A 16,065-nucleotide genomic window follows, 5' to 3' on the forward strand; every position below is an offset into this window, starting at 1 on the left:
GGAACCTCCAGCACCTTGCCTTGCTACGTCATTGCGATCCTCGGCCGGACGGCCGCCACCGCATGGTCACGAGCCCCGGGCACGCCCAGCCAACGCGTGGCAAGCCTCAGCGCTGCGACCCCCGGCCGTACGGCCGTCACGGCCACATTCAACCACCTGCGACCATGACCGCACGATGGCTTACGACGATTCTCCGTCACGCCGGTGACACACTGGGTCCTCATGCCGCCCCGTCACAGCCTGCCCGAGGCACTGCTCGCGACCCTGTCCACCACCCGGGGGCGATCGGACCGGCTCACCCATACGGAGCACCTTCCCGCCCGACCGGCCCGTTATTCGCCCTGGCCCGACTCGATCCGACCGGAGATCGTGGCATCCGCCCTGGCCCTGGGCGTGGAACGGCCCTGGGCCCATCAGGCAGAGGCCATGAAACTGGCCAAAACCGGCCATACTGTGGTGATCGCCACAGGCACCGCCTCGGGCAAGTCGCTCGGCTACCTCGCCCCCGTGCTCAGCGACCTGCTGGACGGCACCGAGGCCAGGAACGGGCGCGGCGCCACCGCGCTCTACCTCGCCCCCACCAAGGCGCTGGCCGCCGACCAGCGCCGCCGGGCCGCCGAACTCGCCCCGCCCCGGGTCCGGGCCGCCCTCTACGACGGCGACACCCCGCCCGAGGAGCGCGAGTGGGTCCGCCAGTACGCCTCGTACGTGCTGACCAACCCGGACATGCTGCACCGCGGCATCCTGCCCGCCCATCCGCGCTGGGCCTCCTTCCTCAAGACACTCCGCTACGTGGTCGTCGACGAGTGCCACAGCTACCGGGGCGTCTTCGGCTCGCACGTCGCCCAGGTGTTGCGGCGGCTGCGCCGGATCTGCGCCCGGTACGGCTCCTCGCCCACGTTCATGCTCGCCTCGGCCACCACCGCGGACCCGGCCGCCACCGCCCGACGCCTCACCGGACTGCCGGCCGAGGCCGTCACCGAGGACGCATCGCCGCGCGGCCCGATGGTCTTCGGGCTCTGGGAGCCGCCGCTCACCGAGAACGTCGGCGAGCACGGCGCACCCGTCCGCAGGACCGCCACCGCCGAGGCCGCCCATCTGCTGACCGACCTGGTCGAGCAGCAGACCCGTACCGTCGTCTTCGTCCGCTCCCGGCGCTCGGCCGAACTCGTCGCCCTCCAGACCCAGGACCAGCTCGGCCGACCGCTCGCCGACCGGGTGGCCGCCTACCGCGGCGGCTACCTCGCCGACGAGCGCCGGGCACTCGAACGAGATCTGCAGACCGGCCGGCTGCTGGGCCTCGCCTCCACCTCCGCTCTCGAACTCGGCGTCGACATCTCCGGTCTGGACGCCGTCCTGATGGCCGGGTACCCCGGCACCCGGGCCTCGCTCTGGCAGCAGGCCGGGCGGGCCGGACGCGAGGCCCAAGGGGCGCTCGCCATCCTGATCGCCCGGGACGATCCGCTGGACACCTACCTCGTGCACCACCCGGAGGCCCTGTTCGCCACCCCCGTCGAGGCCACCGTGCTCGACCCCGACAATCCGCACGTCCTCGCCCCGCACCTGTGCGCGGCCGCCGCCGAGCTGCCCCTCACCGACGCCGATCTGGAGCTGTTCGGCCCGTCGAGCGGCCCGCTGCTGCCGATACTGGAACAGCGCGGACTGCTCCGCCGCCGGACCGACGGCTCCTGGTACTGGACCCGCCGCGAACGGGCCGTCGACGCCGTCGACCTGCGCGGCAGCGGCGGCAACCCGGTGCAGATCGTCGAGTCCCCGACCGGCCGACTGCTCGGCACGGTGGACGCCTCGGCCGCCCACACCACCGTCCACACCGGAGCCGTCCACCTCCACCGGGGGCGCAGCTATCTCGTCCGGGAGCTCGATCTGGACAGCTCGGTCGCCCTGGTCGAACCGGCCGATCCGCCCTACACGACGTCCGCCCGCGACATCACCTCCATCTCCGTGCTCTCCACCGACACCACCGTCGACTGGGGCGAGGGCCGGCTCTGCTTCGGCTCCGTCGAGGTGGTCAACCAGGTGGTCGGCTACCTCCGCAAGCGGATCTCCACCGGGGAGATCATGGGCGAGACCAAACTCGACCTGCCGCCCCGCACCCTGCGCACCCGGGCGGTCTGGTGGTCCGTCACCGAGGACCAGCTGCTCGACGCGGACATCCCGCTCGACCAGCTGCCCGGCGCCGCCCACGCCGCCGAGCACGCATCCATCGGTCTGCTGCCGCTGTTCGCCACTTGCGACCGCTGGGACATCGGAGGGGTCTCGGTACCGCTGCACCCCGACACCCGATTGCCCACCGTGTTCGTCTACGACGGCCACCCCGGCGGGGCCGGCTTCGCCGAGCGCGGCTTCCAGCGGGCCCAGCAGTGGCTGACGGCCACCCGGGACGCGATCGCCTCCTGTGAGTGCGAACGCGGCTGCCCCTCCTGCGTGCAGTCGCCCAAGTGCGGCAACGGGAACGATCCGCTGGACAAGGCCGCCGCCGTCCGACTGCTGGAGGTGCTGCTGGCCGGCGCCCCGGCGGGGGCGGCAGCCGAGACGGGGGCGGCAGCCGAGACGGGGCCTGGCCCAGCTGACCCGAGCGGACCCAAACAGAGCGAGCCGGAGCAGCCCGGGCCCGAGCAGTACGGACCAGGCGCCCCCGCCGACCCGCAAGGCCCCGCCGACCAGGAGGGGCCCATCGCCGAAGGCTCATGAGCCACCCGCCGTCCCGAGCTGGTCGTCCGCCGTTGTGACCGCCCCTCGGATCGGTCCGGCCCGGGCCCGGGCGCGTGCCGGACCGACCACCAGGCGCACGGGCAGCGCCCCGACCGGCACCTCGGCCACCACCTCGACGGCGTCCGCCTCCCGGTCCACCGTGCAGGCCGCCACCGTGGCCGCCTGTGCGGCGGCGATCGCGGCCGCCCGGCCGCACCCGCCGTCCGGGTCGACCAGCAGCCGACCCGCCGCAGCGAGCGCCGCCAGGTCGGCGGCGGACTCCGCCCGGTGCCGGGCCCCGATCACCGCGCCGACCGAGAGCGTCGCCGTGAACACCGCACAGCCGAGCACCGCGAACGCGACCAGCAGGACCGTCGCGGAGCCCGCGTCGGGCCCACGCCCCGCCGCAGCGGTGCGGGCCGTACGAGCGCCCGTCGCCCGACGCAGCGCCGCCTTCACCGGGCTCAGGAGGGCCATGGCCCGGCACCTCCTCCGCCGCCCACCAGGGTGTCCTCCCGCGCCGCCACGGCGGCCGCACCCAGCCGCACCGAGAGGAGCGCGGCGAGCTGCCCGGGAGCCGGGCACGGCGCGTCCACGGCGACCCGGACGGTGCCGGCGTCCACGACGACCCGTACGTCCGCTCCGGGCGGGGCGGCCGAGCGGGCGAGCGCCGCAGGGTCCGCCTCCCCCCGCGCCGCCGCTCTGGCACCGACACGTGCCGCGTCCACGCACCGGATCTGGGCGGCGGCCGCGAGCACCGCCCAGATCAGCATCGCGGCGAGCAGCACCAGCGCCGGCAGAGCCACCGCGGTCTCCGCCGTGGCGAAGCCCGCGTCGCCACCGCGGCGGCGCCTCGCCGCCCCGGTCGCCCGGCCCACCCGGCCCGCCCGACCTGCCCGGCCCGACGGGCGGCCGTCACGCCGCATGAAGCGCCCGGTTCAGCAGCTCGGTCAGCGCGCCGGTGACGGCCTCGCTGGTGACCACCTTGTACAGGCCGGCGGCCAGGGCACAGGCCCCGAGCGTGCCGACCGCGTACTCGGCCGTGGTCATTCCGGCATCCGACCTGCTCCTACGGCGGGCCGCCCGCCGGATCCGGCCGCCCACCAGGCGGCCCCGGCGACGACACAGCCCGAGCAGGTGCCGGGCCGGCGGCCCGGTGACGGTCTTGGGCGTGATCACTACAGCCATGGTCTCTTCTCCTCGTGTTGGCGACGCGGAACGCCGCGCCGCTGCGATGTCCAGCCCGGCCCTCTACAGCCAGGCCTCACCAACCAAGCCTCACTGCACATGAATTGAGGTGGCGTCAGATTCCTTTCGCGAAGGAGGTGGTGAGGCCGATCACCACCGGGACGACACTGATCAGGACGAACGCCGGGAGGAAGCAGAGCCCCAGCGGTGCCGTGGCGATCACTCCGGCACGACGGATCCGGGTGTGCGCCGCCCGGCCGGCCGCCGCCCGTCTGCCGTGCGCCAGCCCGGTCAGGGCCTCCGCCGCCGGAGCCCCGCTGAGGCTCGTCCTGACCAGACAGCCGGCCAGCGGTGCCAGCGCCGGGCGCTCCTCGCCGAGCCTGGTCCAGCAGACCTCCGGCGGGGCACCCAGGGCCAGTTCGGCCGAGATGGCCACCAGCCGGGGCCCCATGGGCGCCCCCACGCTCCGGCCGACCGCCCCGACCGCCAGGGCCGGCGAGGCTGCGGATCCAAGGCACGCCGCCAGCAGCTCGGCGGTCAGCGGAAGCTGCCGGGTCAATCGCTCCTCTTCCAGAACGATCCGCCGCTCCTCCGGGGAGCGGGCCTTGGAGAGCCCCCGGTACAGACCCGCCGCAAGCAGGGCGCCTGCCGCCAGACCGCCTCCGCCGCCCAACACCAGGGCCACTCCGAGCCCCGCGCCGGCCGCGACCGCCACCCGCCCTGAACGCCCCGAGTGCCCTGACCGCCCTGACCGCCCTGACCGCCCAGCCGTCGCACCCCGTCGGCGAGGCCCCGGCCACCGCCGCCCGGCAAGCCCACCGACCCCTCCGGTCGGACCGGTCCGACCCAACAGGCCTTCCGGCGCGCCTTGCTTGCCAGGCGCAGGTCGGCACCAGGCCGCCGCCCGTCTGCGCCGAATCACACCCCTCGCCACCCACTGCCACAGGAGCAACCCCCCTGCCGCCACCACCAGCCCCCGAGCGGCCCAGTCGGCTCCCGCCGTCACCTCGACATCGCCTCCTCCCGGAACGCACCACTCGGCACCCCGCCCCGGCCCCGCGTCCGCGAGATTCCGCAGCGCCAGCCGCCCGCGTCCACCCGGTCGGACCCGCCACCGACGGGCCGCCCACCGCCCGCCGTACCGCCCAGGGCTCCCACCGAGGCCGCCCGGACGATCCGCGCCATCCACACCAGGCCCACCGCCTCCAGGGCCACCCCGGCCGCCAGACAGCCGAGTCCGGCCGTTGTGTGCAGCAGGACGTCCACCGGCCGCGCCCCGAGCGCGACCCCGAGCACCAGCCCGGCCGCGGGCAGCACCGCCAGGACGGAGATCGTCGTACGCGGCCCCGCCAGCTCCCCCTCGATCTCCTCGGCGAGCGCGTGCTCGCCACGCAGGGCCTCGGCGACCCGGTCCAGCCCGGCCGCCAGACCGGAGCCGCTGTCGGACGCGACCTGCCAGCACGCCGCGAGCGCGACCGCCCCGCTCCCGCCGGGCAGTTCGGCGAGAAGCTGGAACGCCGCGGGCACGTCCCCGCCGTACCGGCCGGCCGCGAGCCGCGCCACCGGCTCCTCCCCGAGCCGGCGCAGCACCTCCCGGTCCGCCGCGATGCGGGCGGTCACCAGGTGCAACGCCTGCTCGGGTGTCGCCCCGCTCCGCAGCTCCCCCGCCAACGCGGCGCAGAGGTCGACCACCGCCGTACCGCGCAGGCGGGCCGACCGGGCCGCTTCACGGCGCAGCCGCCAACCCCGCAACGGGAGAGCGGCCAGCGCGGCGGCGAGCACCGGCACGGGCGAGGCCGTCACCACCCCCGCCACCAACCCGGCCGGGAGGAGCAGCAGTTCGGGCACCCGCCAGGTCACCCGCCGGCCCGTCCCCCGGCCGGGGCGAGCCGGCGCCCGGCCCCACTTCACGCCGGGATCTCCGCCCTCACCCGCCAGCAGTAGCCGCGATCGCCGGACACCGGACACCTGGCGCTGCAGCGAACACCACCCGGCCCCCGCCACCCCGCAGAGCACCAGCGCCCAGCACAGCGCCAGTTGGTCCCTCGCCATGTCGCCCGCCATGTCACCCGCCTCCTCGTCGTCGGCTCTTGCGGCCCCACGGCCCGAGCAGCGCCAAGGCGCCTGTCACGCATCCGCCCAGCAGCAGGACGAACACGACCTCCGCCTGGCGGGCGCTCGCCGCCGCCAGGGCCGCCACGGCCCCCGTCACGGCGATCCACCCGCGAGCGTCACCCCGCGCGCCGCGAGCAGCCGTACAAGCCGCTCCCAGCCCGCTCCCGGCACCGTGGCACCGCCCGCCGTGAAGGCCACGGCCGGGACGGTGACGGCAAGGCCGTCGCGGTCACCGGCCAACGTGTGGATCTCGGAGACCCGCCGCCGCCCGGTAGCGGGATCCCGGACGAGGTGCACCACCACGTCCAACGCCGCCCTGAGCTGGCTGTGCAGCGACGGACGGTCGAGTCCCGCCAGGGATCCGAGCGCCTCCAGTCGGACCGGGACGTCGGCCGCCGTGTTCGCGTGCACGGTGCCGCAGCCGCCTTCGTGCCCGGTGTTCAGAGCGGCCAGCAGGTCAGAGACCTCGGCCCCGCGGACCTCCCCGATGACCAGGCGGTCGGGCCGCATCCGCAGTGCCTGGCGGACCAGGTCCCGCAGCGTCAGCTCGCCGAGCCCCTCCTGGTTGGGCGGCCGGCTCTGCAGCCGGACCACGTGCGGGTGGGCGGGCCGCAACTCGGCGGAGTCCTCGGCGATGACGATCCGCTCGTCCGGCCGGACGAGGCCGAGCACCGCCGCAAGGAGCGTGGTCTTCCCCGTCCCCGTCCCGCCACTGACCAGGAGCGAGAGCCGCGCCCGCAGGATGCCCGCCAGCACTTCGGCGCCCTGCGGGGGCAGCGCCCCGCCGGCCACCAGCTCGTCGAGCGTGAACGGGCGGGGGCGGCAGACCCGCAGGGAGATGTGGGTGCAGCCGGCCGCGATCGGCGGCAGCACGGCGTGCAGTCTGGTGCCGTCCGGCAGTCGGGCGTCCACCCAGGGCCGGGCGTCGTCGAGCCGCCGGCCGGCCGCCGTGGCGAGCCGGTGGGCCAGCCTCCGGACCGCCTCGGCGTCGGCGAACCGCACCCCGGTGGCCCGCCGCAGACCGCCGCCCCGGTCGACCCAGACCTCCTCCGGACCGTTGACCAGGACGTCCGTGACGTCGGACGCCGCCAGCAGCCGGTCCAGCGGGCCCGCACCCACCAGTTCGGCGCGCAGCGAGCGCACGGTGTCCAGCACCTCGTCACCGCCGAGCGGGGGCCGGGAGGCCCGCAGTGCGGCCGCGACGGACCCGGCCGTCGGCGCCGCACCGGACTCGGCCAGCCGCAGCCGTACCGCGTCCACCAGCGCCGCCGCGCGCTCCTCCCGGGCCGTCCGCCCGTAGGGGTGCGGGTCCTGCCCCGCACCCGGCTCCGGGGCCCGCCCGGCCGCCGCCGTACTCCCGGGCAGGGGGCTCCCCGACGCCCCGCCACCACTGCTTCCCACCATGCTGTTTCTGCGAAGACGGACCATCAGTACACACCTCCTCCGACCGCCGGCACCGGCGGCAGCACCTCGTCCAGGAAGGTCGCGCAGAAGCGCGCGAGCGGGCCGCTCTCACGGATCCCGGGCGGCACCCCCCGCTCGGCGTCGAGAGCCAGCCCGGGCTCCGGCGGCAGCTCACCCGCGAGGCGGAGCCGCAGACCCTGGGCGATGACGTCCGCCCGGAGACCTGCGGGCCGCACCGGTCGCACCACGGCCCGGACGTCGCCCAGCCGCATCCGCGCGGCCGCCGCGACCCGGTCGGCCGCCGCCACCGCCCGCAGCTCGGCCGGCACCACCAGGAGTGCCAGGTCGGACTGTTCCAGGGCCTGCCCGGCCGCCGGGTCGAGGTGGCGTGCCACATCGACGACGACCAGCCCGCCACGCCGGCGGGCGGCGGCCAGCACGCTGCGCATGGCCCCGGGCGGCACGGTCAGCGTGTCGCTCCGGTCCCACGACAGACAGGACAGCCCCGTGAGCCGCTTCATCGCGGGCAGCGCCTCGGCCAACTCGGCGCCGCTGACCCGGCCCCGCGCGCCGGCCAGGCCGGGCCAGCGCAGTCCGCCCGCCGTCTCGCCGCCGAGCAGGATGTCGAGCCCGCCGCCCAACGGATCACCGTCGATGAGTATGGTCAGCCGCCCGGTCCTGGCCGCCGTGACCGCGAGCGCGCAGGCCAGCGTGGAGGCGCCGGCCCCACCGCGACCGCCGAGCACCGCGACGGTGAGCGCCGCCGCCCCGACGCCCTCGGCCGCGTCGGCGATCCGGTCCAGCAGCCATCCCTCGGCGTCGGGGAGGAACAGCACGTGCTCGGCGCCGAGTTGAACGGCTCTGACCCACACCTCGGGATCGTCCAGATCCAGGCCGAGCAGCAGCACCCCGGTGCGCCGGGGCAGCCCCGCACACCTCCTGGCCTGGTCGTCGCCGACCAGGACGAGCGGCGCCGCCTCCCAGAGCCCGCGCGGCGGCGGGGCGCCCCGGATCAGCCGCGGTTCGGTGCCGGCCGCCGCACAGATCCGCAGCAGGTGTTCGGCGAGGCCCTCGTCCTCGGTGACGACGAGCGGGCCGGCGGCCTGCGGGCCCTTGGCGGTGGTGTGGTCGGTGGTCGGTGTCGACATGGGAGCTCCCCTGTGGGGCACCCGTCCGCGGAAGGCGGTACGGGTGCGGGTCCGGACGGTTCCGGCGGGCGGTCTCCCGGTGAGCCCCGTACGAGGGGACCGGCGACCGCCGCCGGACATCACGGTGGAGGGCGATCCGCATTCCGTCAGCCCCGTTCCGAATCCCTGTGGACAACTCGGGGGCTGTGGACAAGAACGTTCACCCGGGTGGGGGGCTATTGAGCAAAGAATTGACGGAAGGGGCTCACCGAGGAGAGCCGACGGCCGATTCGCCGCGGCCCGGACCGCATCCGCCGCCGTCTCCCCGCACCCGGCGCACGGGCACTGACGGGCCGCCCCCGGGGCAGCACCAAGCCGCCGGCCACGATGAGTAACCGACAACACAGAGTGACGAAAGTCAGATAGCGGCGCTCGGGCCGACACCCCCTGTACGCCGGAACCCGGCCGACTGCGGAAGCCTCCGCGAGTAGCCTTCAACCCCTGAAAATGGCCCCGGACGTGCGACGACCCCCGCCGGGGGGGAGAGCGGGGGTCGTCTATCCACGGCCCGACTCGGGGGGGAGGAGCCGGACCGGGTTAGCACGGTCGCGAACGATCCGTGACTTCCATGGTGTACCCGAGCGGCCAGAAACACAAACCCGCACGCCCATGAGTACGCCGAATGGCGGGGTGTTTTGCACGGCCCTCTATCCTCGGTTCCCGTGGACACCACCGAGAACGCCGACGAGTACGCCGACGAGTCCCCGGACGGCACCGCCGAGTCCGGTGGAACCCCCTCGGCCGCCCCCGCGCCGAAAACCGCCGGCCCCGCGCAGGCTCCCGCCGACGCCGGTCCGGCCGCCGCCGAAGCCCCCGCCGGGCCCGCCGCGACCCGGCCCGCCACGCCCCGCACACGCCCGACCGGCCCCCGCACGGCCGCGTTCTTCGACCTGGACAAGACCATCATCGCCAAGTCGAGCGCGCTGGCCTTCAGCCGGCCGTTCTACCAGGGCGGTCTGATCAACCGTCGGGCCGTACTGCGCAGCGCGTACGCCCAGTTCGTCTTCCTGGTCGGCGGCGCGGACCACGACCAGATGGAGAAGATGCGCGAGTACCTCTCCGCACTCACCCGGGGCTGGAACGTCCAACAGGTCCGCGAGATCGTCGCCGAGACGCTGCACAACCTGATCGACCCGATCATCTACGACGAGGCCGCCTCCCTGATCGAGCAGCACCACGCGGCCGGCCGCGACGTGGTGATCGTCAGCAGCTCCGGCTCCGAGGTGGTCGAACCGATCGGCGCGCTGCTCGGCGCGGACCATGTGATCGCCACCCGCCTGAAGATCGAGGACGGCTGCTACACCGGCGAGATCGAGTACTACGCCTACGCCGAGAACAAGGCGGCGGCCATCCGGGAGTTGGCCGAGCGCGAGGGCTACGACCTCGCCGACTGCTACGCCTACAGCGACTCGTCCACCGACCTGCCGCTGCTGGAGGCCGTCGGCCACCCGTCGGCGGTCAACCCGGATCGCGCCCTGCGCAAGGAGGCGGTGGCCCGCGAATGGCCGGTGCTGGTCTTCGACCGCCCGGTGGAACTGCGGCGGCGGCTCCCGGAGTTCTCCGCGCCGAGCGGCTCGGTGCTGACGGCCGTGGCGATCGGCACGGCGCTCGTGACCGCCGGGGTGATCTGGTACGCGGCCCGGCGCCGCCGACCGGCCGCCTAGGTCCGGCGCACACCGCCCACCGGGAACCTTCCGGGCGGTAACCACCACGGGGTCGCCCGGCTCCGGCCGGGCGATCACCCACACCCCCAAACCGGACATAGCCCTGTGTTTGGGGTGGAGCGGGCAAAAGCCAAAGACTTCTCGTTTCGGGTTCCCCTTTCGCCCGAAACGCGATACAAATGAAGCACGGCCCGCGAGACCCGGTCAGGACCGAAGAGGTCAAACCGACAACGCAGTTCAGGCCCCACGGACCGCACGTACAGATAGTCGAGCACCCACATGCAGCCGACCCGCTGTCGGGCCGCCGCACCAGACGAACGGGCAGGATCCCCGTCTGATGGGCACTTCCGGTGCATGCATGGTCACCCGGCACCTGTACCAGCGGCGGCACCCGGCAGGATCAGGTGCCGCCGCATCCTTGTGTCCGGGGCCGGGTCCAGGACCGGGCCCAGGAGCGCGCCACCGCCGAGCGGGGGGCCGCAGCCACCGGCCGGAAGGGCGCCCGCGGCGCCCGGGCCGGCTCAGACCATGCCGCGCTGCATCGCCTCGCAGACCGCCGTGCTCTCCCGGGTGCCCAGGCGCAACGCCCGTCCGCAGTGCCCGATCCAGGCCGCCAGCCCTTCCGGGGTGCCGGCCAGGTAGCCCGCCAGCGCCCGCCGGTAGGCGTCCGTTCCGAGCTCCGCGAGACCGACCTCGGCCGGGCAGATCGACTTCGGGTCGAGCCCCTCCGCGATCAGCACGATCCGCTGCGCCGCACGCGCGATCACGCCGTTGTGCGAGGCGAACGGCCGCAGCGCCAGCAGCTCCCCGTGCACCACCGAGGCCACCACCAGTGCCGGCGTCCCCACTCCCTGCCCCTCGGCGCGGGCGACCAGCAGCCGGGACAGCTGGTCCAGCCGGGCAGCGACCTCCTCCGCCCCCGGGGCGGGCGGCAGCTCGGCCGCCGGACCGCCGGGCGCGGCCTCGACCCCGATGCCCTCCGCCGCGTCGAGGTCCAACGGGAAGAGCGCATCGGCGGCCTCACCGGCCTGCCGGGGCCGCCCGGCCGCAGCATCGGCGTCGCCGACCGCCAGGAGGTGCAGCCGAGCCAGCACCTGGAGCGGCGAGTGCCGCCACACGCTCAGCAGCTGTCCGGCCTCGGCGGCGATCCGCAGGGCAGCGCCGACCGTGCGGGACTCCTGGTCCGCGCTGAAGTCGCTGCGTCGCCGGACCTCCTCCAGCGGCCAGTCGGCCCCGGCCAGCGCCGCCGAGGCGCGGGCCCCACGCAGGGCGGACTCGGAGGTGACCTCGGCCGCGCGGCGGCGCATCACCCGGTGCCCGTACAGGCGGTCGACGGCCTTGCGCACCTCGGCCACCGCGTCGGGCACCCCGGGGAGCTGGGCCAGCGGGGCGAGGGGATCTGTTCCAGTGCTCACCTACCCGAGAGTAATGAACCGGAGGGCACTCCCGGAACAGCAACCCCGTATCACCCGTTAGAGGCAATCATCACTCCCCTCCGGCAAGGAGCCCCAAACCGCGGATAGCATGACCACTATCGGAGACGATAACGATTTCCAATTCTGGAGGTCGTCAGCCTCGGCGCACTCGGCGCAGCGCAGGAGGCCCCGAGCAAGAGGCCCGACGCGAGGGCCCCAGAGCGAGAGCCGGAGTCCCAGATGAAGATCGCCTTCGTCGGCAAGGGCGGCAGCGGCAAGACCACGCTGTCCTCACTGTTCATCCGCCACCTGGCCGCCGCGGGCCGCCCGGTCATCGCCGTCGACGCCGACATCAACCAACATCTCGGCCCCGCACTGGGCCTGACGGACTCCCAGGCCGCCGAACTGCCCTCGCTCGGTGCACACCTGCCCGAGATCAAGGAGTATCTGCGCGGCGGCAATCCGCTCATCGGTTCAGCCGAGGAAATGATCAAGACCACACCGCCCGGCCGGGGTTCGCGCCTGCTGCGGATCGTCGAGGAGAACCCGGTGTACGCGGCCTGTGCCCGCCCGATCGCGCTCGACGAGGGGTCGGTGCGGCTGCTGGCCACCGGCGCGTTCACCGAGGAGGACCTCGGCGTGGCCTGCTACCACTCCAAGGTCGGCGCGGTCGAGCTGCTGCTCAACCACCTGGTCGACGGCCGGGACGAGTACGTGGTCACCGACATGACGGCGGGCTCCGACTCCTTCGCCTCCGGTCTGTTCACCCGATTCGACCTGACCTTCCTGGTCGCCGAGCCGACCCGCAAGGGAGTCTCGGTGTACCGCCAGTACAAGGACTACGCCCGCGACTTCGGCGTGCAGCTGCGGGTGGTCGGCAACAAGGTGCAGGGCCCGGACGACCTGGACTTCCTCCGCCGCGAGGTGGGCGACGACCTGCTGGCGACGTTCGGACACTCCGACTGGGTGCGCCGTCTGGAGCAGGGCGCCGAGCCGCCGCTGCGGGCGCTGGAGGCGGGCAACCGCGAGGTGCTGGAGCGGCTGCGGGCGGAGGCGGACGCCGCGTACGACCGGCGGGACGCGCGCCGCTACACCGAACAGGCCGTCCTCTTCCACCTCCGGAACGCCGAGAGCTGGGCCAACGCCAAGGTCGGCATCGACCTCGCGACACAGGTGGACCGGGGGTTCGTGCTCGGCGGCGAACAGCCCGCCACCGCGGGCGTGCCCGCCTGACCGGCCGCCGTCCGGCCGACTCCCGACACCGCCAGCACCAGCACCAGCACCAGCACCAGCACCAGCACCAGCACCAAATAGGTACCAGCGCCGGAAAGCACCGAACGGGCCGCGGCCTCCCCCACCCCGGGGAGGCCGCGGCCCTCGCGCGTCCGGCGCAGGTACCGCCGGGAGGGCCCGTCAGCCGGTTTCGTCAGCAGATTCCCATCGGTTCGACTACCACCCAATGGGGTGAATCCAAGCCTCCGGACCTACCACCCCATATGACGCTGTGCAAAGCTTTCATTACCCTCGGTTTACCGAGTCTTGATGGTCCCCTCTTCGGGGACCTCCTTGATGGTCCACGGTCCGGCCGGTGACACCCGCACTCCCCGCCGCGCCCACGCCATCCCGCCACACCGTCGCGACCCACGACAGCCGATCCGCCCCCGAGCCCCACAACCGGACTCACCACTGGACCTGACTGCGTTCGTTCCCCCGGACAGACGGGAAGACAATGACCCTCGACATCTCCAGCGCCCCCATCGCCTCCGACACCACCGACCACGCACCACCGGGCCCGCCCTCCCGCACCCGGTGGATGCAGGACCTCTCCGCCTCCCTGGTGGTCTTCCTGATCGCCGTGCCGTTCTCACTCGGCATCGCCATGGCGACCGGCGCCCCGCTCTCCGCCGGTCTCGCCGCGGCGGCCGTCGGCGGCCTCGTCGTCGGACTGTTCGGCGGCACGCCCCTCCAGGTCAGCGGCCCCTCCGCCGCGCTGACCGTGATCACCGCCGGGCTGATCGGCCAGTACGGCTGGCAGGCCACCTGCGCCATCACCCTCGCCGCCGGGCTGCTCCAACTCCTGCTCGGCGTGCGCCGGGTGGCCCGCACCGCGCTCGCCGTCTCGCCCGCCATCGTGCACGGCATGCTGGCCGGCGTCGGCCTTACGATCGCCATCGCGCAGCTGCACGTCGTGCTCGGCGGCTCCCCGCAGAGCTCGGCGCTCGCCAACCTGCTCTCCCTCCCCGACCAGCTGGCGGGCCCGCACCCTCCTGCCCTGGTCGTCGGCGCCCTCACCGCCGGCGTGCTGCTCGGCTGGCCCCGGCTGGGCCGACTCCCGGGCCGGGCCGGGGAGTTCGGCGCCCTTCTGAGCAGGATCCCGGGCCCGCTCGCCGCGGTCGCCGCCGCCACCACGCTGTCCCTCACCCTGGACCTGCGGCTCGCCCGCGTCGACCTGCCCGCCTGGCAGCCGCACGACCTCGTGCCCGCTCTGCCACACGGGCCGCTCGCCGGGGTCCTGGCCGCCGTGCTGACCGTCACCGCCGTGGCGAGCGTCGAGTCGCTGCTCTCCGCCGTCGCGATCGACCGGATGTCCCGCCGCACCGGCGACCTCGACCGCGAGCTGCGCGGCCAGGGCCTCGCGAACATGATCAGCGGCGTGCTCGGCGGACTGCCGATCGCCGGCGGGGCGGTCCGCAGCACGGCCAACGTCAGGGCCGGTGCGCAGAGCCGCTGGTCCTCGATCCTGCACGGCGTCTGGGTGCTCGCGGCCGCACTGGCCCTCACCGGCGGCCTGCGCCGGATCCCGCTCGCCGCCCTGGCCGCGCTGGTCCTGGTCGTCGGCCTGCAGATGGTGAGCTTCGCGCACATCCGCAAGGTGCACCGGCACCGCGAGTTCCCGGTCTACCTGGCCACCGTGCTCGGCGTGGTGCTGTTCGGCGTGCTGCTGGGGGTGGCGCTGGGCGCCGCGACGGCCGTCCTCCTCGCGCTGTACCGGCTGACCCGGGCCCATGTGGACGTCCTGGCCGCCGACAACGGCTCGGTCACCGTACAGACGCACGGGCCGCTGACCTTCACCGCCGTACCCCGGCTGAGCCGGGCGCTGGCAGGGATCCCCGCCACCGCCGCGGTGACGGTCGTCCACGACGGTTCCTTCCTGGACCACGCCGCGTACGAGACCCTGCACAGCTGGCGGGCGCACCACCAGGCCGCCGGCGGCCGCGTCTCGATGGTGACGCGTCCCCAGGAGGACGAGGTGCTCGACCCCGACGGGACGGTCCGGGCCGGCAGCTCGCCGGGCCCGCACCGCTGCCGGGCCTGGACGCCGTGGGTCGGCCACCACTGCATCGAGCAGCAGGAGGACCCCCACAACAGGCTGCTGGACGGCGTCCGGGTGTTCCAGCTGCACACCGCCCCGCTGATCCGCCCCGAGCTGGCCCGGCTGGCCCGGGAAGGACAGACGCCCTCCCAGCTCTTCCTGACCTGCGCGGACTCGCGCATGGTCACCAGCATGATCACCAACAGCGGGCCGGGCGACCTGTTCACGGTCCGCAACGTCGGCAACCTCGTCCCCGCACCCTTCGAGCCGGGCGCCGCCGACGACTCGGTGGCCGCCGCCGTGCAGTACGCCGTCGAGGCCCTGGAGGTGCGCTCCATCACGATCTGCGGGCACTCCGGCTGCGGCGCGATGAAGGCCCTGCTCGACGGCGTGCACGAGCGTCCCGGCCCGCCGACCTCGCTCACCCGCTGGCTGCGCAACGGCCGCGGTTCGCTCGACCGGCTGAGAAGGGCCCCCGCCGGGTTCACCGCCCGCCCGGTGGTCGACCTGGTCGAACAGCTCTGCATCACCAATGTCGTGCAACAGCTGGACCAACTACTGGCCAACCCCGCCGTGGAGCGCCGGGTGGCCGAGGGCACCCTGCGACTGGTCGGAATGTACTTCGACTTCGCCACCGCGCAGGCCTACGTGCTCGACCGCGAGACCGGCCGGTTCAGCCCGATCGAGGCACTGGGCGCCGACGGGGGCAGCGCCGTCGGCGAGGCGGCGGCCACCGGGACCGACGGGTCGGTACCCTGCGACACGCCCGAACGTGTCAACGAATTCGAACACATCTCCGCCCCCGGTTCCGAGGCCCCCGCGCCCGCCGCCGCGGCCGTCCCGGGGGGCGACCCCCGACTGGCCGCCTGAGAGCCGGGCCCGCGCCCCGCCGGGCGGGCAGGGGCGCGGGCCCACCCCCAGTCGTTCGTCCAACTCTTCGACTATCGATCAAAGGTCTACACCAATTATCCGGAGCCTCTTGTCAACTGACCTCTTCGCCTGGTGAGCTGTGCGCTGGGACACACGGGACAATCCCCACGCACGGGAATGCCCCCGATCATGACTCG

Annotated in this window: 12 protein-coding genes; 4 read left to right on the forward strand and 8 right to left on the reverse strand. The window is 74.4% G+C overall.

The genetic code is table 11. The features are described from left to right. Positions 1-222 precede the first annotated feature (222 nt). On the forward strand, positions 223-2,712 hold the full coding sequence (locus ACFVVX_RS29060) for a DEAD/DEAH box helicase (RefSeq protein WP_387949818.1): 2,490 nt from the start codon (positions 223-225) through the stop codon (positions 2,710-2,712). Here ACFVVX_RS29060 and ACFVVX_RS29065 read toward each other — a convergent pair. The 7 genes from ACFVVX_RS29065 to ssd all read right to left on the reverse strand — a co-directional run bounded on the left by ACFVVX_RS29065 (position 2,707) and on the right by ssd (position 8,567). Then, entirely contained in the window at positions 2,707-3,189 is a 483-nt protein-coding gene (locus tag ACFVVX_RS29065; RefSeq protein WP_387949820.1) for an Rv3654c family TadE-like protein, read from the reverse strand. The genes ACFVVX_RS29060 and ACFVVX_RS29065 overlap by 6 nt on opposite strands. After that, positions 3,177-3,518, reverse strand: a complete 342-nt coding sequence (locus ACFVVX_RS29070) for a TadE family type IV pilus minor pilin (protein ID WP_387949822.1) — start codon at positions 3,516-3,518, stop codon at positions 3,177-3,179. The genes ACFVVX_RS29065 and ACFVVX_RS29070 overlap by 13 nt, the downstream gene beginning before the upstream one ends. Before the next feature lie 109 nt (positions 3,519-3,627). Further along, entirely contained in the window at positions 3,628-3,900 is a 273-nt protein-coding gene (locus ACFVVX_RS29075) for a DUF4244 domain-containing protein (RefSeq protein ID WP_387949823.1), read from the reverse strand. Between the two features lie 115 nt (positions 3,901-4,015). Then, positions 4,016-4,459 carry a type II secretion system F family protein gene (locus tag ACFVVX_RS29080; RefSeq protein ID WP_387949825.1) on the reverse strand — a complete coding sequence of 148 codons (444 nt, stop codon included), beginning with the start codon at positions 4,457-4,459 and terminating at the stop codon, positions 4,016-4,018. 443 nt (positions 4,460-4,902) lie between these two features. Next, positions 4,903-5,964, reverse strand: a complete 1,062-nt coding sequence (locus ACFVVX_RS29085; RefSeq protein WP_387949826.1) for a type II secretion system F family protein — start codon at positions 5,962-5,964, stop codon at positions 4,903-4,905. Positions 5,965-6,108: 144 nt separating this feature from the next. Next, positions 6,109-7,443 carry a TadA family conjugal transfer-associated ATPase gene (locus ACFVVX_RS29090; RefSeq protein ID WP_387949828.1) on the reverse strand — a complete coding sequence of 445 codons (1,335 nt, stop codon included), beginning with the start codon at positions 7,441-7,443 and terminating at the stop codon, positions 6,109-6,111. Beyond that, on the reverse strand, positions 7,443-8,567 hold the full coding sequence (gene ssd, locus ACFVVX_RS29095) for a septum site-determining protein Ssd (RefSeq protein ID WP_387949830.1): 1,125 nt from the start codon (positions 8,565-8,567) through the stop codon (positions 7,443-7,445). The genes ACFVVX_RS29090 and ssd overlap by 1 nt, the downstream gene beginning before the upstream one ends. A gap of 701 nt (positions 8,568-9,268) precedes the next feature. On the opposite strand from ssd, the gene ACFVVX_RS29100 reads away from it, so the two are divergent. Then, entirely contained in the window at positions 9,269-10,270 is a 1,002-nt protein-coding gene (locus ACFVVX_RS29100; protein WP_387949832.1) for an HAD family hydrolase, read from the forward strand. 521 nt (positions 10,271-10,791) lie between these two features. Here the strand turns inward: ACFVVX_RS29100 and ACFVVX_RS29105 are convergent. Then, positions 10,792-11,685, reverse strand: coding sequence for an oxidoreductase (locus tag ACFVVX_RS29105; RefSeq protein WP_387949834.1), 894 nt, complete (start codon positions 11,683-11,685; stop codon positions 10,792-10,794). 240 nt (positions 11,686-11,925) lie between these two features. On the opposite strand from ACFVVX_RS29105, the gene ACFVVX_RS29110 reads away from it, so the two are divergent. Continuing rightward, on the forward strand, positions 11,926-12,918 hold the full coding sequence (locus ACFVVX_RS29110; RefSeq protein WP_387949836.1) for an ATP-binding protein: 993 nt from the start codon (positions 11,926-11,928) through the stop codon (positions 12,916-12,918). Between the two features lie 496 nt (positions 12,919-13,414). Beyond that, the gene (locus ACFVVX_RS29115; RefSeq protein ID WP_387949838.1) at positions 13,415-15,868 is read left to right on the forward strand and encodes a SulP family inorganic anion transporter; all 2,454 of its coding nucleotides are present in this window, start codon (positions 13,415-13,417) and stop codon (positions 15,866-15,868) included. Positions 15,869-16,065: the final 197 nt, after the last annotated feature.

Source organism: Kitasatospora sp. NPDC058170, assembly GCF_042883905.1.
GTDB lineage: Bacteria > Actinomycetota > Actinomycetes > Streptomycetales > Streptomycetaceae > Kitasatospora.